Origin of the sequence: Dietzia sp. JS16-p6b (assembly GCF_003052165.1) — a bacterium.
Classification (GTDB): Bacteria; Actinomycetota; Actinomycetes; order Mycobacteriales; family Mycobacteriaceae; genus Dietzia.
Map to the genome: position 1 here is coordinate 1,934,077 of NZ_CP024869.1, position 19,273 is coordinate 1,953,349.

20 protein-coding genes are annotated in these 19,273 nt (G+C 69.4%); 2 read left to right on the forward strand and 18 right to left on the reverse strand.

The window, feature by feature from the left end:
- The first annotated feature begins 11 nt into the window (after positions 1–11).
- Complete coding sequence (locus CT688_RS08795) at positions 12–1,397, forward strand: DUF349 domain-containing protein (RefSeq protein ID WP_107756590.1); 1,386 nt, start codon at positions 12–14, stop codon at positions 1,395–1,397.
- A 77-nt stretch (positions 1,398–1,474) separates the two neighbouring features.
- On the opposite strand, the gene CT688_RS08800 is transcribed toward CT688_RS08795, so the two are convergent.
- The 9 genes from CT688_RS08800 to pgsA all read right to left on the reverse strand — a co-directional run bounded on the left by CT688_RS08800 (position 1,475) and on the right by pgsA (position 8,254).
- Complete coding sequence (locus tag CT688_RS08800; protein WP_107756591.1) at positions 1,475–2,047, reverse strand: hypothetical protein; 573 nt, start codon at positions 2,045–2,047, stop codon at positions 1,475–1,477.
- Positions 2,035–3,624 (reverse strand): tRNA (N6-isopentenyl adenosine(37)-C2)-methylthiotransferase MiaB, encoded by a 1,590-nt coding sequence (miaB, locus tag CT688_RS08805; RefSeq protein WP_370446293.1) that lies wholly within the window; start codon positions 3,622–3,624, stop codon positions 2,035–2,037. Before miaB ends, CT688_RS08800 begins: the two co-directional genes overlap by 13 nt.
- A 14-nt stretch (positions 3,625–3,638) precedes the next feature.
- Entirely contained in the window at positions 3,639–4,247 is a 609-nt protein-coding gene (locus CT688_RS08810) for a regulatory protein RecX (protein ID WP_107756593.1), read from the reverse strand.
- Complete coding sequence (gene recA, locus CT688_RS08815; protein WP_017836921.1) at positions 4,247–5,353, reverse strand: recombinase RecA; 1,107 nt, start codon at positions 5,351–5,353, stop codon at positions 4,247–4,249. Before recA ends, CT688_RS08810 begins: the two co-directional genes overlap by 1 nt.
- Before the next feature lie 222 nt (positions 5,354–5,575).
- On the reverse strand, positions 5,576–5,770 hold the full coding sequence (locus CT688_RS08820) for a DUF3046 domain-containing protein (protein ID WP_107756594.1): 195 nt from the start codon (positions 5,768–5,770) through the stop codon (positions 5,576–5,578).
- A gap of 70 nt (positions 5,771–5,840) precedes the next feature.
- Positions 5,841–6,668, reverse strand: coding sequence for a PspA/IM30 family protein (locus tag CT688_RS08825; RefSeq protein WP_107756595.1), 828 nt, complete (start codon positions 6,666–6,668; stop codon positions 5,841–5,843).
- A gap of 97 nt (positions 6,669–6,765) precedes the next feature.
- On the reverse strand, positions 6,766–7,104 hold the full coding sequence (locus tag CT688_RS08830; RefSeq protein ID WP_107756596.1) for a helix-turn-helix domain-containing protein: 339 nt from the start codon (positions 7,102–7,104) through the stop codon (positions 6,766–6,768).
- 16 nt (positions 7,105–7,120) lie between these two features.
- Positions 7,121–7,654, reverse strand: coding sequence for a CinA family protein (locus CT688_RS08835; protein WP_370446294.1), 534 nt, complete (start codon positions 7,652–7,654; stop codon positions 7,121–7,123).
- 12 nt (positions 7,655–7,666) lie between these two features.
- Positions 7,667–8,254 (reverse strand): CDP-diacylglycerol--glycerol-3-phosphate 3-phosphatidyltransferase, encoded by a 588-nt coding sequence (gene pgsA / locus CT688_RS08840; protein ID WP_107756598.1) that lies wholly within the window; start codon positions 8,252–8,254, stop codon positions 7,667–7,669.
- A gap of 77 nt (positions 8,255–8,331) precedes the next feature.
- Here pgsA and CT688_RS08845 point away from each other — a divergent pair, with 77 nt between their 5' ends.
- A complete protein-coding gene (locus tag CT688_RS08845; protein ID WP_107756599.1) occupies positions 8,332–8,613 on the forward strand; it encodes a YciI family protein in 282 nt (93 codons plus the stop codon).
- Between the two features lie 11 nt (positions 8,614–8,624).
- On the opposite strand, the gene CT688_RS17475 is transcribed toward CT688_RS08845, so the two are convergent.
- The 9 genes from CT688_RS17475 to CT688_RS08895 form a co-directional block, all read right to left on the reverse strand.
- Entirely contained in the window at positions 8,625–11,207 is a 2,583-nt protein-coding gene (locus tag CT688_RS17475) for a DNA translocase FtsK (protein ID WP_197431396.1), read from the reverse strand.
- A gap of 313 nt (positions 11,208–11,520) precedes the next feature.
- Positions 11,521–12,120 carry a TIGR03085 family metal-binding protein gene (locus CT688_RS08860; protein ID WP_194305377.1) on the reverse strand — a complete coding sequence of 200 codons (600 nt, stop codon included), beginning with the start codon at positions 12,118–12,120 and terminating at the stop codon, positions 11,521–11,523.
- A 62-nt stretch (positions 12,121–12,182) separates the two neighbouring features.
- Positions 12,183–14,339: a ribonuclease J gene (locus CT688_RS08865; RefSeq protein WP_107756602.1), complete on the reverse strand. Its 2,157-nt coding sequence runs from the start codon at positions 14,337–14,339 to the stop codon at positions 12,183–12,185.
- Complete coding sequence (dapA, locus tag CT688_RS08870) at positions 14,336–15,283, reverse strand: 4-hydroxy-tetrahydrodipicolinate synthase (protein ID WP_107756603.1); 948 nt, start codon at positions 15,281–15,283, stop codon at positions 14,336–14,338. Before dapA ends, CT688_RS08865 begins: the two co-directional genes overlap by 4 nt.
- 58 nt (positions 15,284–15,341) lie before the next feature.
- Positions 15,342–16,094 carry an FAD-dependent thymidylate synthase gene (gene thyX / locus CT688_RS08875; RefSeq protein WP_107756604.1) on the reverse strand — a complete coding sequence of 251 codons (753 nt, stop codon included), beginning with the start codon at positions 16,092–16,094 and terminating at the stop codon, positions 15,342–15,344.
- 35 nt (positions 16,095–16,129) lie between these two features.
- Positions 16,130–16,582 carry a flavodoxin family protein gene (locus CT688_RS08880; RefSeq protein WP_107756605.1) on the reverse strand — a complete coding sequence of 151 codons (453 nt, stop codon included), beginning with the start codon at positions 16,580–16,582 and terminating at the stop codon, positions 16,130–16,132.
- A complete protein-coding gene (locus CT688_RS08885) occupies positions 16,579–17,058 on the reverse strand; it encodes a hypothetical protein (RefSeq protein WP_107756606.1) in 480 nt (159 codons plus the stop codon). Before CT688_RS08885 ends, CT688_RS08880 begins: the two co-directional genes overlap by 4 nt.
- Before the next feature lie 7 nt (positions 17,059–17,065).
- Positions 17,066–17,815, reverse strand: coding sequence for a 4-hydroxy-tetrahydrodipicolinate reductase (gene dapB, locus CT688_RS08890; protein WP_107758104.1), 750 nt, complete (start codon positions 17,813–17,815; stop codon positions 17,066–17,068).
- Between the two features lie 43 nt (positions 17,816–17,858).
- The gene (locus CT688_RS08895; protein WP_107756607.1) at positions 17,859–19,178 is read right to left on the reverse strand and encodes a pitrilysin family protein; all 1,320 of its coding nucleotides are present in this window, start codon (positions 19,176–19,178) and stop codon (positions 17,859–17,861) included.
- Between the last annotated feature and the right edge of the window lie 95 nt (positions 19,179–19,273).

A 19,273-nucleotide genomic window follows, 5' to 3' on the forward strand; every position in this document is an offset into this window, starting at 1 on the left:
ATGAGGACCAGATGAGCGACCAGTCACCGACCAGCCCCGGTGTGGCGAACCCCGGAGCGTCCGCACCGACCCCCGCGCCGACGCCGGGCCCGCGCCCCGGTGCGCCCTCGCCCGCCGCCCTCGCCCGGAAGGCTGGACCGCGGGCGTCGGCGACCCCGGATACGCGGATCGCCCGGGCGTCGGACCCGTCCGAGTGGGGACGGGTCGACGCCTCCGGCGCGGTGTTCGTCAAGACCTCCGACGGAGAGCGGCAGGTGGGATCCTGGCAGGCCGGCGCTCCGGAAGAGGGCCTGGCACACTTCGGCCTCAGGTACGACGATCTGGTGGCCGAGGTCATGCTCCTCGAGGCCCGTCTCGAGTCTCACCCGCAGGACGCGCGCAAGACGCGCGCGTCCGCCGAAACGCTCGCCGAACAGCTCCCGACCGCGGCCGCGGTGGGCGATCTCGACACCCTCGCGGCCCGGCTGGTGACAGTGATCGAACGGTCCGGCGCCGTCGAGGCCGAGGCGCGCCACCGTAAGGAGGAGGAGCGCGCGACCGCGATCGCACGCAAGGAGGCGCTGGCCGTCGAGGCCGAGGAGATCGGGGAGTCCTCCACCCAGTGGAAGGCCGCCGGCGATCGCCTGCGGGAGATCCTCGACGAGTGGAAGACCATCCGAGGTATCGATCGCAAGACCGACGACGCCCTGTGGAAGCGCTTCTCCAAGGCGCGCGAGGCGTTCAACCGTCGCCGGGGTTCGCACTTCGCGGAACTGGACCGCAATCGGGCATCGGTGAAGCGGGTCAAGGAAGAGCTGGTCGAGCGCGCCGAGGCGATCTCGGGCTCGACCGACTGGAATGACACGGCGACCGCGTTCAGGCGGCTCATGGACGAGTGGAAGGCCGCGGGCCGCGCACCCCGCGAGGCCGATGACGCGCTGTGGAAGCGGTTCAAGGCGGCCCAGGACACGTTCTTCGACGCCCGCCATGCCGCGGCCGCCGAGAGGGACGCCGAGTTCGCCGGCAACGCGGATGCGAAAGAGGCGCTGCTCGCCGACTACGCGGGCCGGATCGATCCCCAGAAGGACCTCACCGCCGCGCGCACGGCCCTGCGGGAACTCCAGACCCGCTGGGAGGAGATCGGCAAGGTCCCGCGGGAGCGGATGGGAGAGCTCGAGGGAAGGATCCGGGCGCTGGAGAGGTCCGTGTCCGATGCGGCGGATGCGGAGTGGCGACGGACCGACCCCGAGGCCAAGGCCCGCGCCGCCCAGTTCTGGGTGCGCGTGGACGATTTCGAAGAGCAGGCGGCGAAGGCCGAAGCCGCGGGCAGGTCGAAGGATGCGGAGAAGGCCCGCGCGCAGGCCACGCAGTGGAGGGAGTGGGCAGAGGCCGCCGAGAACGCTGTCGACACCCGCTGAGCACGACGATCGTCAGTTGAGCCCCGCCTCTGAGGCGGGAGACGTGAGCAGGACCCCCTGAACGGTGGGGCTCCGGTTCACTCGCGGTGGCGCAGCGAGTCCTCGAGCTCTCGTTGCTCCGGCGTCCGCGCCCACAGCACGCCCGCCAGTGTCATCACCAGCAGCAGCACCAGGATGACGCTGACGTACATCCCGATCCCGGGGGCCCCGAAGTCCCGGAAATCCGGGTCGGGTCCTCGCCCGGACTGGCGCAGCCAGATCGCGAGCATCCCGTAGACGGCGGCGACACAACTCGCGCCCCACGCGATCCCCGCCGCCCACCACTTCTGGGTGATGATCATGACCGCGCCGAACAGGATGGCACCGGCCGAATAGATGAGGACGAACACGTGGGACGGCAGCGACGTCTCCTGGGCCCGGGCCGCTTCGGTGAAGAACAACACATCAAGACCGCGCACCCCGTCACTGTGGGGCAACACCAGTGCGGCCGCGAGCAGCACGATCAGGAGAGCCGACGCCAGATAGGCCTTGCCGATCACGAGAGTGTGGCCCAGGACCCGATCTTTCTGACGGAGCTCCGAGTTGACGGTGCCGGACTCCAGAATCCCTTCGATCGGGTCGGGGCGGTCAGCGGTGTTCACGTGGGGCATCCCTTCGGGGTGGTGTCGGGGGTGTCGGCGGCCCTCCGCAGGGTGGGCAGTCCGAGCCCCACCCCGATCGGTGGCGTCTCCGGCTTCTCACCGGCTTCGTGCCTGTCGCCCGCCCTGGTCGTCCGCAGGGTCAGCACTCCGTCATCGGCGAGAAGGTGGTGTGGTGCCGCCGAGGTGACTCGGGTGGTGACCACGTCGCCGGGACGGATCCGCCCGGAGTGCTCCCCCACCGGGGCGAAGTGCACCAGGCGGCCGTCGCGGGCCCGGCCGGTCATCCGAGCGGTCGCGGCGTCCTTTCGCCCCTGGTCCGCCGTGACGAGCAGCTCGACCTCACGACCGACCTGCTTCTCGTTCTCCTCGAGGGTGATCCGCTCCTGGAGCCGGATCAGTCTGTCGTAGCGCTCCTGCACCACGGACTTGGGGATCTGCTCGTCCATCGTCGCCGCCGGCGTCCCCGGTCGCGGTGAGTACTGGAACGTGAAAGCGCTGGTGAAGCGTGCTTTCTCGACGACGTCGAGAGTGGCCTGGAAGTCCTCTTCGGTCTCGCCGGGAAAACCGACGATGATGTCCGTGGTGATGGCCGCGTGCGGCATCGCGGCACGCACCCTGTCCAGGATGCCGAGGAAGCGCTCCGACCTGTACGACCGCCGCATCGCCCGGAGCACACGATCCGAGCCCGATTGCAGGGGCATGTGCAGCTGTGGGCACACGGCGGGGGTGTCGGCCATCGCCTCGATGATGTCGTCGGTGAACTCCGCCGGATGGGGCGAGGTGAACCGGATCCGTTCGATTCCCTCGACCCGACCGGCAGCGCGCAGCAACTTCGCGAAGGCTCCCCTGTCGGACGGCTCGGCAGGGTCGTGGAACGAGCGCCCGTAAGCGTTGACGTTCTGACCCAGCAGGGTGACCTCGAGGACACCCTCGTCCGCCAGCGCCCGCATCTCTGCGAGTACCTCTCCGGGACGCCGGTCCACCTCCTTGCCGCGGAGGGACGGGACGATGCAGAAGGTGCAGGTGTTGTTGCAGCCGACCGACACGGAGACCCAGCCGGCGTAGGCGGACTCGCGAGTCGCGGGGAGGGCTGACGGGAAGTGCTGGAGCGAGTCGGCTATCTCCACCTCGGCTCGTTCGTTGTGGCGCGAACGCTGGAGCAGGGTGGGGAGGTGACCGAGGTTGTGGGTGCCGAAGACGACGTCGACCCACGGTGCCCGCGAGACCACGACGTCCTTGTCCTTCTGCGCGAGGCAGCCCCCGACTGCGATCTGCATCCGCGGGTTGGCGTCCTTCCACGGTCGCAGATGGCCGAGCGTGCCGTAGAGGCGGTTATCGGCGTTCTCACGGACGGCGCAGGTGTTGAACACGACGAGGTCCGGCAGTGCGCCCCGTACGGGATCCGCCTCGCCCTCGAACGGGACGTATCCCGCTTCGTCGAGTACACCCGAGAGCCGCTCCGAGTCGTGGACGTTCATCTGGCATCCGAAGGTCCGCACCTGATAGGTGCGCCCCTCCACACGCTCGACACGCTCGACACCGGCGTCTCCGGCGGTCGTCTGCTGGTCGGTCACGAGAGTATCCACGCAGGCCAGGGTACTCAGGGCGACACCTGGGCCGCCAATTCGGCATCGACCACCGTCATCGCCAACCCCGTCGGATAACCCCGCCGTCCGAGGAACGCCACCAACCTGCGCCGCTCCCCCTGGAGGTCGGCGGCGCGACGGGACCCGGTCGGCCGGCGCGCGAGCCGCGCCCGCACCAGCTCGGCGGCGTGGTCATGCTCGTCGCACTCGTCGATGTGGGAGACCGCCCTGGCGATGTGGGCCTCGGCGACACCCTTCTCGCGGAGCTCCCGCTCGAGGGCGCCGCGCGACCGTCCGCGTCGGCGTCGGCGGCCTCTGACCCATTCCGATGCGAATTCGGCGTCGTCCACCAGGCCCCAGACCCGGACCCTGGCCAGCGCTTCGTCCACGGCGGCCGGCGCGTGGTCCTTACCCAGAAGCCTCTCGCGGAGTTCGTGTTCGCTACGGGGACGGTGGCGCAGGAGTCGGAGGGCCGCAGTCGCGGCGTCGTGGGCCTCGGGCGCCAACGGTGGCAGATCCGAGCTCCCTGACGACCTGGCCTCCACCGCGGCGATCGCCGCGCGTAGCTGCTCCGATGTGATCCGCCGCACCCGCTCGTCGGAATCAGGCTCCCGGACACTCATCAGAACTCGACAGGCACCACGTCGATGGGTGCGTCCTCATCTGCCTCCGCCTCGATCTCCGCGAGCTCCGCACCGGCCCCGATGTTGAGCTTGTCGAGAATCTTCCGCTCGATCTCATCGCGAACCGAGGGGTTCTCCTTCAGATACCGGCGGGCATTCTCTTTGCCCTGCCCCAGTTGGTCGGCACCGTAGGTGAACCAGGAACCCGACTTCTTGACGAACCCGTTCTCCACGCCCATGTCGATCAGCGATCCCTCGCGGCTGATGCCTTCCCCGTAGAGGATGTCGAACTCCGCGATCTTGAACGGCGGGGCGATCTTGTTCTTGACCACCTTGACCTTGGTGCGGTTACCCACCGCATCCGCGCCGTCCTTCAGGGTCTCGATCCTGCGCACGTCCAGGCGGACCGAGGCGTAGAACTTGAGCGCCTTACCGCCGGTGGTGGTCTCGGGCGAGCCGAACATCACCCCGATCTTCTCGCGCAGCTGGTTGATGAAGATGGCGGTGGTGTTGGTGTTGTGCAGCGCACCGGTCATCTTCCGGAGCGCCTGGCTCATCAGGCGGGCCTGGAGTCCCACGTGGCTGTCGCCCATTTCGCCCTCGATCTCCGCCCGCGGCACCAACGCCGCGACGGAGTCGACGACCAGGATGTCGATGGATCCGGACCTGACCAGCATGTCCGCGATCTCGAGCGCCTGTTCGCCGGTGTCCGGCTGGGAGACGATGAGGTTGTCCGTGTCCACACCGAGCTTGCGGGCGTACTCGGGATCCAGTGCGTGCTCCGCGTCGATGAACGCGGCGATACCACCGGCGGCCTGCGCATTGGCCACGGCGTGCAGTGCGACGGTGGTCTTACCCGACGACTCCGGACCGTAGACCTCCACGACGCGCCCGCGGGGGAACCCGCCGACTCCGAGTGCGACGTCGAGCGACAGGGCGCCGGTGGGGATCACCTGGACCGGCGGGCGGGTGTCATCCCCGAGCCTCATGACCGACCCCTTGCCGTAGGCCTTGTCGATCTGGGCGAGCGCCAGCTCCAGTGCCTGCTCCCGATTCGGGGCGACGCCGGTCCGGGTTCCGGACTTGGCGGTGTTCTTGGGGGCCATGATGTTCTCCGTTCGTGCTCGACCACCGGTGTCGTGCCGGATGGTCTGTGTGGTCTGCTCTCTCGCGGACGCTACGGGTCGGGTACGACACGAACGACTCGCGCGAGCCCGGCACCCCTTCACTGTGGAGGGACGGCGCCCTGTGGACGGGCACTCCCGTCATCACGTGCCCCGACTATAGGCGAACGCGTGTTCGAGGGGCAACGACACGCCGCCCGGGTGTCAACGTAACGAGTCGGGAACCTCGAACTCGGCGCACAGGGCCAACCAGACCTGCTTGACCGGGGCGCCGGCGTCGATGGCCTCCTCCGCCGTGCGTCCGTCGAACGCCCCGAGGTGATGGGAACGTACGAGATGATCGGCTCGCAGGTCCCCGAAGGCCTCGACGGTCCGGGCCCTGAACTCCGTCAGAGTCACGTGCCCACCCTTTCACGACGGACGAGGACGGGCCGCCGGCGTCCTCACCGGCGGCCCGTCCTCGCACGATTCACTGCTGTTCGGTCTGCGCCTGCTGCTCCGGCGACGTCGCGGCCTGGGGCTGCCCCTGAGGGAGCTGGGACGCCGAACCGGTGCCCTGCCCGAGTTGGCCACCCTCCGCCTTCATCGACGCGCGGATCTGCTCGAGACGGCTGTGCCCGGCCATCTGCGTCGACGCCTGCTCGACCTCGAGCATCCGGCCCTGAACGGAGTTCTGGGCGAGCTCGGCCGAACCGAGGGCGTTGGCGTACCGCCGCTCGATCTTGTCCCGCACCTGGTCGAGATTCGGGGTGTTTCCTCCGGAGGAAACCTCGGACATCGACTGCAGCGACGCGCTGACCTGCTCCTGCATCTTGGCCTGCTCCAGCTGGCTGAGCAGCTTGGTCCGCTCGGCCACCTTCTGCTGGAGGACCATCGCGTTCTGCTCCACGGCCTTCTTGGCCTGGGCCGCGGCCTGGAGCGACTGGTCGTGCAGACCCTTGAGGTCCTCGACGTTCTGCTCGGCGGTGACGAGCTGGGCGGCGAACGCCTCCGCGGCGTTCTCGTACTCGGTCGCCTTCTGGGCGTCACCGTTCTGGCGGGCCTGCTCGGACATCTGGAGCGCCTGCCGCGTCGAACCCTGCAGCTTCTCGATGTCGGCCAGCTGTCGGTTGAGCTTCATCTCCAGCTGCCGCTGGTTGCCGATCACGGCGGCCGCCTGCTGGGACAGCTGCTGGTGCTGGCGCTGTGCGTCCGAGATCGCCTGCTGGATCTGGACCTTGGGGTCAGCATTCTCGTCGATCTTCGAATCGAACAACGCCATGAGGTAGCGCCATGCCTTGGTGAACGGATTGGCCATCGCTGCGTAGTGTCCTTCTGCCGATTCGGACGACGGGTCGTTACCACGGTACCGAACTACGCCGGGGGGCGACCACCGGGCGTTGCCGGGGCGGGATTCAGGCCGCGAGGACCGGTTCCCGCGGTGACACGGTCCCCGGGGCCGGGACGGTGCCCGGGGGCGAGACCTGGACGGCGGCCCTGATCAGGATCTCCCCGAGGGACACGTCGAGAGCGCCCGAGATCGACGCGAGGAGCTCACTCGAGGCCTCCTTGCGTCCGCGCTCGATCTCGGAGAGGTACCCGGGACTCACCCGGGCCGCGTCCGCGACGTCCCTCAGGGTCCGTCCCGTCTCGCCCCTCAGTCCGCGGAGCACCGTCCCGAGGGTCTCCCGGAGCAACGGGGGGCCGCTCCGGTGGTCCGGGTGGGGCAGCGTGGTCATCTGGATGTTCGGCATCACGGGGTACAACGCCTCATGCGCCCGATTCGTTCCCGCGGTAGCCGACGATCCCCACCAGCCGGTCGAGGGCCGCGTCGCAAGCAGCCCGGCGGATCGCGTCGCGGCCGCCACGTAGTTCCAGCTCCGTCGACCACGGAGCGAGTCCCGGTGCACAGAACCCCAGGTAGACGGTCCCTACCGGATGCCCCTCCTGCCGGTCGGGTCCCGCCACGCCGGTCAACCCCACCCCGACGTCGGCCCCGCACCGGCGGGCCGCGCCCGCGGCGAGGGCGCGAGCCGTCTCACCTGAGACGGCCCCGTGCCTCCGGAGCACGTCTTCCGGAACCCCGGCGAGGTCGTGTTTGAGGTCGGTGGCGTAGACCACGAGGCCGCCCCTCAGGACCGCGCTCGCCCCCGGGACACCGGCCACGGTGGCCGCGAGCAACCCCGCGGTCAGCGACTCCGCGGTCGCCAGCGTCCATCCCCGCCCGGCGAGAGCTGTCACCGCGGCCGCGGCTGAGGGATCGGGCCCGGCACCCGGGCGCACAGGGGATGTCGTGTCGGACACGGTTCCGGGCCCTCAGCGCCCGGCCCGCGCTGCCTGACGCGCTTTCACCAGGTAGTCGACACCCGTGTAGACGGTCAGCACGAGAGCCACCCCGATCACCGCCCACTCGACCGGCCAGAACCAGTACGGTAGCGGCAGGATCAGCATCCCCACCCCCAGAGTCTGGGTGACGGTCTTGAGCTTTCCGCCCTTGCTGGCCGCCACCACGTGGTCCACACCGAACAGGCGCCAGAGGGTGATCCCGACCTCTCGGACCAGGATCACGATCGTGACCCACCAGAACAGCTCGTCGACCAGGGACAGCGAGATCATGGCCGCGGCCATGAGGGCCTTGTCCGCGATCGGGTCGGCGATCTTGCCGAAATCGGTGACCAGGCCCAGGCGCCGGGCGAGGTACCCGTCCACGTAGTCGGTCGCCATCGCGAGCGCGAATACCACGAACGCACCGACTCGCCACCACGGATCCTGGGCGTCGGAGACGAAGAACAGGACCACGAACACCGGGACCAGCAGGATTCGCAGGACGGTGAGCACGTTGGCGATGTTGAGCAGGGGGACCTCGGCACCGGGGCGGCCGTCGTCGGTGAAGGGAAGTGTCACCCCCACACCTTAGCGAGACCCGGGCCAATACCCTGGATCCGAAAACGCTCTCACCATGATCGGGAAGGACCCCAGCGATGCCGCTCTTCGCAGTCAGCTACCGGTACGAACCAGAGCAGTCGGAGGACCGGGAGGCGAACAAGCCCGCGCACCGCGAGTGGCTGTCCGCCCAGGTCGAGGCGGGGACGATTCGAACGGTGGGACCGTACACCGACGGGTCCGGGGCTCTGCTCATCGTCGAGGCGGACGACGCCGGCGCAGCCCGCTCCCTGGTCGCCGAGGACCCGCATTGTCTGCGTGGGTTTGTATCCGGGGTCACAGTCCGGGGGTGGATGCCCGTGTTCGGCGCGCTGGCCTGACCTTCGGACGTTCAGCCCACCGGCGCCTCGTCGAGGGTCTCGCTCCCGGTCGGCTCGTCGGCGTCTTCCTGCGGCGGCGTGCCCCCCTTGATCATCCAGATGACCGAGGCCAACTCCTCCGGTTTGACCAGGACGTCACGGGCCTTGGACCCCTCGGAGGGGCCCACGATGCCGCGCGATTCCATCAGGTCCATGAGGCGCCCGGCCTTGGCGAATCCGACGCGGAGCTTGCGTTGCAGCATCGAGGTGGACCCGAACTGGCTGGAGACCACGAGTTCGACGGCGGCGAGCAGGTCGTCCAGGTCGTCTCCGATGTCCCCGTCGATCTCCTTCGTGGACTCTTCCTTGGCGGCGGTGACGGTGTCGTCGTAGTCGGGCTCCGCCTGGTTCTTGGCGTAGTCGACGACCTCGTGGATCTCCTCGTCGGTGATGAAGGCGCCCTGCATACGGATCGGCCGGGACGCTCCCATGGGGATGAACAGTCCGTCGCCCATGCCGATCAACTTCTCGGCCCCCGCCTGGTCCAGGATGACCCGCGAGTCGGTGAGCGAGGAGGTCGCGAAGGCCAGGCGCGACGGCACGTTCGTCTTGATCAGACCCGTCACCACGTCGACCGACGGACGCTGGGTGGCCAGTACGAGGTGGATGCCGGCGGCCCGGGCCTTCTGCGTGATCCGCACGATCGCGTCCTCGATGTCCCGGGGCGCGGTCATCATGAGATCGGCGAGCTCGTCCACGACGGCGACGATGTACGGGTACGGGCGGTAGACGCGCTCGCTCCCGGGCGGGGTGGTGATGGCGCCCGATTTCACGCGATCGTTGAAGTCGGTGATGTGGCGCACCCGGGTCGACTTCATGTCCTGATAACGCTGCTCCATCTCCTCGACCAGCCACGCCAGCGCCGCTGCCGCCTTCTTGGGCTGGGTGATGATGGGGGTGATCAGGTGCGGGATGCCCTCGTACGGTGTCAGTTCGACCATCTTGGGGTCCACGAGGATCAGCCGCACCTCGTCCGGGGTCGCCCGGGTGAGCAACGACACGAGCATCGAGTTGACGAAACTGGACTTGCCCGAGCCCGTCGAACCCGCCACCAGCAGGTGCGGCATCTTCGCCAGATCGGCGGTGACGAAATCCCCCTCGATGTCCTTACCCAGCCCGATGAGCATCGGGTTGTGCTTCGTGGCGGTCTTGGGATCGGTGAGAACGTCGGCGAGTCTGACCAGTTCACGGTCGAGATTGGGGACCTCGATACCCACGGCGGACTTGCCCGGGATCGGGGCGAGGAGCCGGACGTTGTCGGTGGCCACCGCGTAGGCGATGTTCCGGTGCAGCGCGGTGATCTTCTCCACCTTCACACCGGGGCCCAGCTCGACTTCGTACCGCGTGACCGTCGGCCCGCGGGTGAACCCGGTGACCGCGGCGTCGATCTTGAACTGTTCGAGGACGCCCTGGATGGCCTCGATCATCTGGTCGTTGGATTCGCTGCGCTCCTTGGGCGGGTCTCCCGCGGTCAGCAGGCTCACGGGCGGCAGGGTGTACTCGACCCCGTTGAGCAACTGCTTCTGGGAATCGAGCCGGTCGACGTCACTGTCCGCCGCGGTGTGGGTGGACGGGGAGTTGGTCTGCGGCACAACGGCTGTGTCCGCTGCTGCGCGGGATCCCGCCGGGCGGGCGGTGGTCGCGACGATGTCGTCGTCCACGCCGGGCCCGTCGACGCCGTCGACGCCGTCGACGACGCCGGTGTCGGCCGAGGGCAGTACTGCGGTGCGAGCGGCCGATTTCCGGGACCGGCGCTGGGGTGCGGCGGGGGGCCCGTCGCCCTCGGACACCGACTCGCCTGCTGCACCGGCGGCAGCCGGCATCTCGACCGTCTCGCCGGTGCTCGGCGTATCCGACCACGCGGCCACCCGGCGGCGCGCCTGACGTCGTGGTGCGGGTCGCTCCCGGTCGTCCGGGGTACCGTTCTCGGAGATCGGGTACGCGGTCGTGGCGTCCGGGTCGTCCCAGACCGCCTCCGGGTCCTCGTGATCGACGATGTCTCCGCTTCCGTCCCACCCGAAGAACCCGCGCACGACTCCCGGGATCTCCCTGGCCGGTCGACCCACAAGAACCAGGACACCGAACGCGACGAGCAGGACCAACAGCGGGACGGCGACGAAGATGGACAGGCCCGCCTCGAGCGTGCCCCCGACGATCCTCCCCAGCACGCCGGCTCCGCCACGGACACCGTCCGGGTCCGCGGGTGAACCCGATCCCAGATGCCACAGACCCAGCACACCGAGTGTGGTCACGGTGGTCCCCACCACCCACCTGGACTGGACGTCGGGCCGTGGCTCCCGGGCCATCACGAGCACGCCCCAGACACCGAGGACCAGCGGCAGGAGCGCGCTGGGGGTTCCGACGACCGTCCGGACACCCGTGTCGATCCACTCCCCGACCGGGCCCGCCGCGCCGAACCACACCGCTCCTGCGAACACGATCGCGATCCCGACGAGGGCCAACCCGAGTCCGTCCCGTCTGTGCGGCGGTGCGACACGGTCCTCGTCGTCAGCGCCCCGCAGGCCGCGCACACCGTGACCGAGGCCTCTCGCCATCCCCGCCCATCCACCCCGCAGACCGCGACCGACCGCGCCGAAGGCTCCGGACGTCCGTTCCGGAGCGGGCGTCACCGCGCGGGAACGTGCGCGCGTACCGGACTTCGGAGTCGAGACGACGGCACCGCGCCGGGAACCACCCCCACGGGACGACGACGAGGTAGACGCGGTGGTTCGCTGTCCGGCGGACTTCGAGGCCGGGCGTCGTCCACCTGGGGCACGGGTGGATCGCGTGTTCGAGCTGGGTGCCATGGGAGTCACTCTATCTTCTCGCACCCCATCGGTAACAGCAGCCACACGGGGCGGCGGTAGGTCAGATGCCCCTCGGCACCGCCTCCAGCGCGGCGATCCCCTGGTGCGAGCCGGAGATGTCCACGTCGACCGCACGCCGACCGAACGCCCACAGGAGAAGCTCCACGGGGGCGGCCGTCACGCTGACGAGCGGGGCGAGCGCGGCCCCGGTGGACACCGCACCGGGCTTGCTCAGACTCATCCCCGGAGGGGTACGCAGATCGACACGGGCGGTCACCCGCCGCAGGAACGTCTTCGCCACGGTCGTCCCGAGCGCCCAGATGCGATCGAGATCCTCGATGCCGAACTCCCGCGCCGTCCACTGCCCGTCGGCCCTTCGGACGTCCTCGTGGTGCACGAGGTACTCCGCGGCATTGGCCACACGGTCTGCGTAGCGGAGCGGTGAGTACCACGGTGCGCCCGCGGCGATCTTCTCCAGCAGTTCCTCCCACGGGGTCTCGGTCTCCCGGAGGCGCAGGTCCTCCATGCGCGAGGCGAGCGCCGGCAGGACGATCCCCGCGGCGACGTCGGGGCGCGCTTCTCGCACCACGAGGTGCGCGGCGAGATCCCGGGTCGTCCACCCGTCGCACAGTGTCGGCGCCTCCGGACCGGCGGCACGCATCGTCTCGACGAGAGCGCTCCGCTCCCGTTGCGCCAGTGTCCGCCGGCCGGGGTCCACCCGCCTCAGCCCTCCGCCGCCACGGAGGTGATGACGGTGGGCACGATCATCGGCTTGCGGCGCCACTTCTCGGACACCCAGGAACCGACTGTGCGGCGCACCGACTGCGCGAGGCGGTAGGGATCGGTCTCGCCCTCGCCCGCCAGGTCCCACAATGCGTTCTCGACGAGCTCGACCACGGGGTCCAGTGCGCCCGGCTCGTCGGTGAAGCCCTTTCCGATGATCTGGGGCTTGCTCACCGGTCGCCCGGTACGGGGATCCACGACCACGGTCGCGACGATGAAGCCGTCCTCGGCGAGCGCGGTGCGGTCAGCCAGGACGGTGTCACCGATGTCGCCGGTCGACAGGCCGTCCACGTAGAGGTTGCCCACCTGGACCTGGCCGACCACCGAGGCCTTCCCGTCCACCAACTCCACCACGACGCCGTTCTGGGCCAGCACCACGTTCTCCTCCGGCACCCCGGTGGCAATCGCCAGAGCCTTGTTGGCACGCAGGTGTCGCCACTCGCCGTGGACCGGCATCGCGTTCTTGGGGCGCACGGCGTTGTAGACGAAGAGCAACTCCCCCGCGTCGCCGTGGCCCGACACGTGGACGTTCGCGTCGCGGCTGGTGACCACGTTCACGCCCATCTGGGACAGGCTGTTCTGGACACCGAAGACGGGCTCCTCGTTGCCCGGGACGATGGACGAGGAGAAGATCACGGTGTCGCCCTCGGAGAGGTTGATCTGGCGGTGCTCACGGCGCGCCATGCGGGACAGCCCCGCCATCGACTCGCCCTGCGTTCCGGTGGTCATCACGACGACCTTCTCGGACGGGAGCTTCGCCGCGGTATCCATGTCCACGATCACGTTCTCGGGATCGGACAGCAGCCCCATCTCGAGTGCGATCTCCATGTTCCGGATCATCGACCGACCGGTGAGGGCGACCTTGCGCCCGCTCGCGGCGGCCGCCTCGATGACCGACTGGACGCGGTAGACGTTCGAGGCGAAGCACGCCACGACCACGAGCTGACGGGCGTCCGAGATGAGCCGTTGGAGAGCGGGACCGATCTCAGACTCCGACCGACTGACGCCCGGCGTGGTCGCGTTGGTCGAGTCCATCAGCAGGAGGTCGATGCCCTCGTCACCGAACCTGCCCATCTTGGGCAGGTCGGTGGGGCGCTTGTCCGTCGGGAGCTGGTCCAGCTTGATGTCGCCCGTCATCATCACCGACTGACCGCCGGCGCGGATGACCACGCCGAGGCACTCGGGGATCGAGTGGTTGACGTCGAAGTAGCGCACCTCGAACTTCCCGAGGGTGCTCACGCTGGACTCGTCGACCTCACGGAAGACGGGCTTGATGCGGTGCTCACGGCACTTGGCCGCGACCAGTGCGAGCGTGAAGCGGGACCCCAGGATCGGGATGTCCGGTCGGAGCTTGAGCAGGAACGGGATGGCCCCGATGTGATCCTCATGGGCGTGGGTCAACACGAGCGCCTCGACCTGGTCGAGGCGGTCCTCGATGTGCCCGAAATCGGGGAGGATGAGGTCCACTCCCGGCTCTGTCGAGCTCGGGAACAGCACGCCACAGTCGACGATGAGCAGCTTCGAGTCGTACTCGAAGGTCATCATGTTGCGGCCGATCTCGGTGACTCCACCGAGGGCCACCATCCGCAGCGCTCCCTTGCGGGGCTTGGGCGGGCTGGGCAGACGCACGGTCATGTCCCCGCCCTGCATGGTCTTGACCCCGCCGAACTCGGCCGTGGAGGTGTTGCCGTTCCCGCGACCGCGGCCCCGGCCTCCGCGGCCGCGACCCTGCTGCCCACCGGACTGGCTCTCACCGGACTGGTTTCCACCGCCTGCGGACCCACGCCCGCGACCGCGCGAACCGCCCTTGGGAGAATCCTGCTTCTGGTCCTGCTGTCCCTTGCCCTGCTGTCCCCTGCTCTTCTGGGAACCGCCCTGCTGGGAGCCGCCCTGCTGGGACTTGCCCTGCCTCCGCTGCCCCTGACTGTCCTGGTCCTGCGTCGGGCGGTCGTCGCCGCTGCTCGTGGACGGCGCGGCCGAGGTGGCCGCGGGCTCGGTGAACTGCACGGCGGTCGCGGGCGCGGGTTCGCCGGTGGGGCGCCCGGCGGCGCGCCGTGTGCGGCTGCGACCCCGGTTGGTGGTCGGGTCTTCTGTCATCTGATGACTCCTGCTCTGTGCAGCAGCGACGCCAACGCGTCCTGTTGCTCGGTGGTGGGTGGTAACTGCGGGAGTCGCGGCGCTCCGGCCGGGATCCCGAGAAGTTCTAGAGCTGCTTTGGACATCGACACGCCACCGAGAGCCCGTTGGGCGTCGAAGAGCGGGAGGAGTCCGAGGTTGATGTGACGCGCGGTGTCGATGTCGCCCGCGAGGAACGCACGGCGCAGTTCCACGAGATGCGCGGCGGCCACGTGGCCGATCACGCTGACGAAACCGCTGGCTCCCACGGCCAACCACGGGAGGTTGAGCTGGTCATCTCCCGAGTAGTAGACGAGGTCACAGTGGGACATCACGGTGACCGCGTCATGGAAGTCACCCTTGGCGTCCTTGACGGCGACGATATTGGGGTGGGACGACAGCCCGATGAGCGTCTCCGCCTGTATCGGGACCACCGACCTCGGTGGGATGTCGTAGAGCATCACCGGTCGATCGGTGGCGTCGGCGACCGCCCGAAAATGGGCGTCGAGGCCGGCCTGGGTGGGCTTGGAATAGTACGGCGTCACCACGAGCATGCCGTGCGCACCGACTGACGCCGCCTGCCGCGCGAGGTGCACGGAATGCGCGGTGTCGTATGTCCCGACCCCGGCGACCACGAACGCCCTGTCCCCCACCGCGGCCAGAACGGCTTCGAGAACCGCGATCTTCTCCGCGTCCGTGGTGGTGGGCGACTCTCCCGTGGTCCCGGAGACAACGAGACCGTCGCACCCGGAGTCCACGAGGTGCTGCGCGACACACGCGACGGCCCTCAGGTCGACGTAGCCATCGGACCCGAAGGGAGTGACCATCGCCGTGAGCACCGTGCCGAACGGAGTGGGGCGCCCGGGCGGGGAGAGTGCCTGTCGACCGTCCGCCGACGTCGGGCCCCCTGTGGTCACGTGTGTCATGGCCTCCCAGACTACCCTCAGACCACGGGAAGTCCCGATTCCGACCCGGCGTTACGGATCACCCCTCCAGGACGTAGGGACTCACCGCGATCTCCGAACCGTCCTCGAGCGAGGTGATCTCGAAGTCTGCGAACACCGCCGGCGCAGCCGCGCGTAGTTGCCGCAGGACGTCGATGGCCAGCCCGCGGATCTCGGTGTCCGCGTGCTCGGTCGCCCTCATCCCGATGAAGTGGCGCCACGAGCGGTAGTTGCCGGTGACCACGATCCGGGTCTCGGTCGCGTTGGGCAACACCGAACGCGCGGCCTGTCGCGCCTGCTTGTGCCGCAACATCGGGTTGGGAACGTCGGCGAATCTCTCCTCGAGCTTGGAGAGCATCTCCGCATACGCCTCCCGGGACGCGTCGGTCGCCCGGCGGAAGATCTCCACCAGTTCCGGGTCCTCCGCGATCGCCGGCGGGGGCACCACCTTTGAATCGTGCTCCGGGACGAACCGCTGCGACAGCTGACTGTAGGAGAAGTGTCGGTGCCTGATGAGTTCGTGGGTGCACGATCTGGAGATGCCCGTGATGTAGAACGTCACACTCGCGTGCTCGAACACCGAGAGGTGCCCCACCTCGAGAATGTGCCTCAGGTAGCCGGCGTTCGACGCCGTGCGCGGATTGGGCTTGTCCCAGCTCTGATAACAGGCCCGACCCGCGAACTCGGCCAGTGCGGATCCGCCGTCGGCGTCCGTCTCCCACCCGATCTCGTCGGGTGGCGTGAACGCGGTGTGCGCGACCATGCGGACCTGCCGCCGGACGAGCTCGGACATGGTGGACTCCTCGTGGTGTCGTGTCGCCCGGCGGGTCAGCCGAGAAGGTGTGCGGCCACCGTCGCGGCGATCTCGGACGCGGCGTCGAGATCCTCGCCGCCGGGCTCGCCGGTCAGATGAAGGGCCGGCGCCACCGGTCGCAGATCCCACCCGGTGGTGATCCGCTCGACCGAGGTGACGGCCCCCGACGTGTCGTCGTCCCCGTGCACGCACAGTGCGAAGGGCCGACCGGCCACGGCGCCCTCGCACGTGTAATAGGTGCGGTCGAAGAAGTGCTTGAGCGCACCTGACATGTAACCGAAGTTCGCCGGGGTGAGCAGGACGTATCCGTCCGCCCGGAGTACGTGGTCGTCGGTCGTGGCCAGAGCGGGTACCGACTCCACCTCGACTCCCTCGAGTTCGGGATGCGCGAGCCCGCGCTCCAGGGCTTCCAGTATGCGGCGGAGCCTCGGGGACGGTGCGTGGTGGACCAGGAGAACGGCGCTCATCGCTGATCCCGGGCACCGGAGGTGTCCGCCTCGTGCAGAGTGATGGCCACCCGCATGATCTCCCGGGCGCGGGCGCGGTCGCCCGCATGGTCATACGCCCGGGCCAGACGATAGTTGGTGCGCCAGTCGTCCGGGGCCGCCTGGTACTCGGCACTGACCCGGTCGAACAGCTCATCCGCCGCGGCGTGCTCGAGACGCCCGGAGGGACGGTGGTCCAGGGTGGAGACGTCGAGCTCTATCCCCTCCGCGGCGGCGGCGGCGGAGATCTTCTGGAGTTCGAACCCGTTCCGCAGGATCGCCCACGTCGCCCAAGCCCCGACGGCGGTCAGCAGGATGATCCCGACCCCGAGCCCACGCATGGCGAGGTACTCGGATCGGCTGACCATGGACCACCCGAGGTACAGCAGGTACCCGAACGCCACCACCAGACCGACCGCGGTGAGGGCCATGACCAGGGGCTTGACGACTCTGTCCACGGTCGGCCTACAGATCCATGAAGGCGTCGAGCCCCACGGTGAGTCCGGGCACACGCGAGATGGAGCGCACCCCCAGGAGGACGCCGGGCGCGAAGGAGGAGCGGTCGAGGGAATCGTGCCGGATCGTCAGGGTCTCCCCCTGGGTCCCCAGGATCACCTCCTGGTGCGCGACCAGGCCGGTCACTCGGACCGAGTGCACCCTCACCCCACCGACGTCGGCGCCCCTCGCCCCCTCCAGCTCCGTGGAGGTGGCGTCCGGGCATGGTCCCATCCCGGCGGCGGTGCGGGCGGTGGCCATCATCTCGGCGGTGCGGTGTGCCGTTCCCGACGGGGCATCGGCCTTGTTCGGGTGATGGAGTTCCACGATCTCGGCCGAGGGGAAGTACCTGGCGGCCTGGACGGCGAAGCGCATCATGAGGATCGCTCCGATGGCGAAGTTGGGTGCCACGAGGACCCCGGTGTCCGCATGAGACGAGAGCAACCCCCGCAGGGTGTCCAGACGTTCGTCGGTGAATCCGGTCGTGCCGACCACCGCGTGGATGCCGTGCGTGATGCAGAACTCGAGGTTGTCCATCACCACGTCGGGGTGGGTGAAGTCGACGACCACCTCCGCTCCGGCATCGGTGAGCATCCCCAGGGGGTCACCGTGGTCCACCTCGGCGACGAGTTCGAGGTCCTCCGCCGCGCGGACCGCCTCGCAGATCGCCGTGCCCACCTTGCCGCGTGCACCGAGCACACCGACCTTCGTCACCGTCATCGTCTCCTCAGTCTCCTCACTGGTCGCCGACCCGCCCACCAGCCTATCCGCCCACCCGGGCCAGGAGACCCGCCGCACCCTCGGTGCCGGGCATGCCCGGACCCACGGCCGCCAGACACCACGGAGCGACCTCGCCCGTCCAGTAGTCCGCGACGTCGTCGCGGCGCACCGCGCGCAGGCGGGACAGCGAGTCGGCGACGGTCACCACCGCGTCGCGGTCCAGCAGGTGGCGGCCGATCCGCGTCATCCGCGACAGGGGATCGTCCAACCCCAGCCGGATCGACCCGGTGAGGTGCCCGATCGCCCGGTCCACCTCGTCGAGGGACGGGGGTCGTCGGACCATCCCGGACACGACCTCGGCCAGAGCATCGCCCAGGGCGTCCACCCGCCCGACCGGACTGCCGGCGACGACCGACACGAGGCCGGTGGTGCGGAACTGATCCATCGACGCGTACACGGTGTAGGCCAGCCCGAGCTCCTCGCGGACCCGCTGGAACAGTCTGGAGCTCAGCCCACCGCCGAGCACGGCAGTCGCGACCTGGGCCGACGCGCGGTCCCGGTGATCGCGCGACGGGGTTCGTCGGGCCAGCGCCAGGAGGACCTGCTCGCAGTCGTCGTCCTCCCCCACCAGGACCGGCGTCGGCGCCCACCCCTCGTGCCCGGTGTCCTGGCCGGTGGCGCGCGGGTCGGGCCGCGCGGACGCCGCGCTGTCCGGGCCGCCGGCGATCACGGCGGCCAGCGGTCCGTCGGCGATGCGGCGGACCAGGTCCTCGTGGTCGACGCGCCCCGCCGCGGCGACCACGACATCACCCGCACGGAGCACCCTCCGGTGAAAGGACTGCAGCGTGTCGGCGTCCAGAGCCGTCACCGACTCCTCGGTACCGATGATCGGTCGGGCCAACGGGTCGTCACCCAGAACGGCCTCCGTGACCAGTTCACAGGCGAGATCCTCCGGGTCGTCGGCCCGGCCCGCGAGCTCGTCGAGCACCACGTCCCGCTCGATCTCCACGTCCTCCGCCGCACAGGACCCGTTCGCCACCACGTCGACCAGCACGTCGACCGCCGTCCCCAGGCCCTCGGCCGGGACGTGCACGTGATAGCAGGTGTGCTCGCGGCCGGTGTAGGCGTTGAGGTCCCCCCCGAGAAGATCGATCCGCTCGGAGAGTTCCCTGCCCGATGTCGTGGTCGTCCGCTTGAACAAGACGTGTTCGAGGAAGTGCGCGGCGCCGTGCTCCCCGGGCGCCTCGTGCGCGGATCCCGCCGCGATCCACACCCCGACCGCCGCCGTGTGGCACCACGGGAGGTCCTCGGTGACGACACGTAGCCCGGGGATCGATCTGTCCACTCTGATCGTGGGGTCCACGGCGGCTCTCCCTTCCAGCGATGCGAGGCACGCACCCCGGGATCAGGGGTGCGTGCCTCGCTGGGTGCCGGGGTGCGCGAGCGACCCCGGCGGTG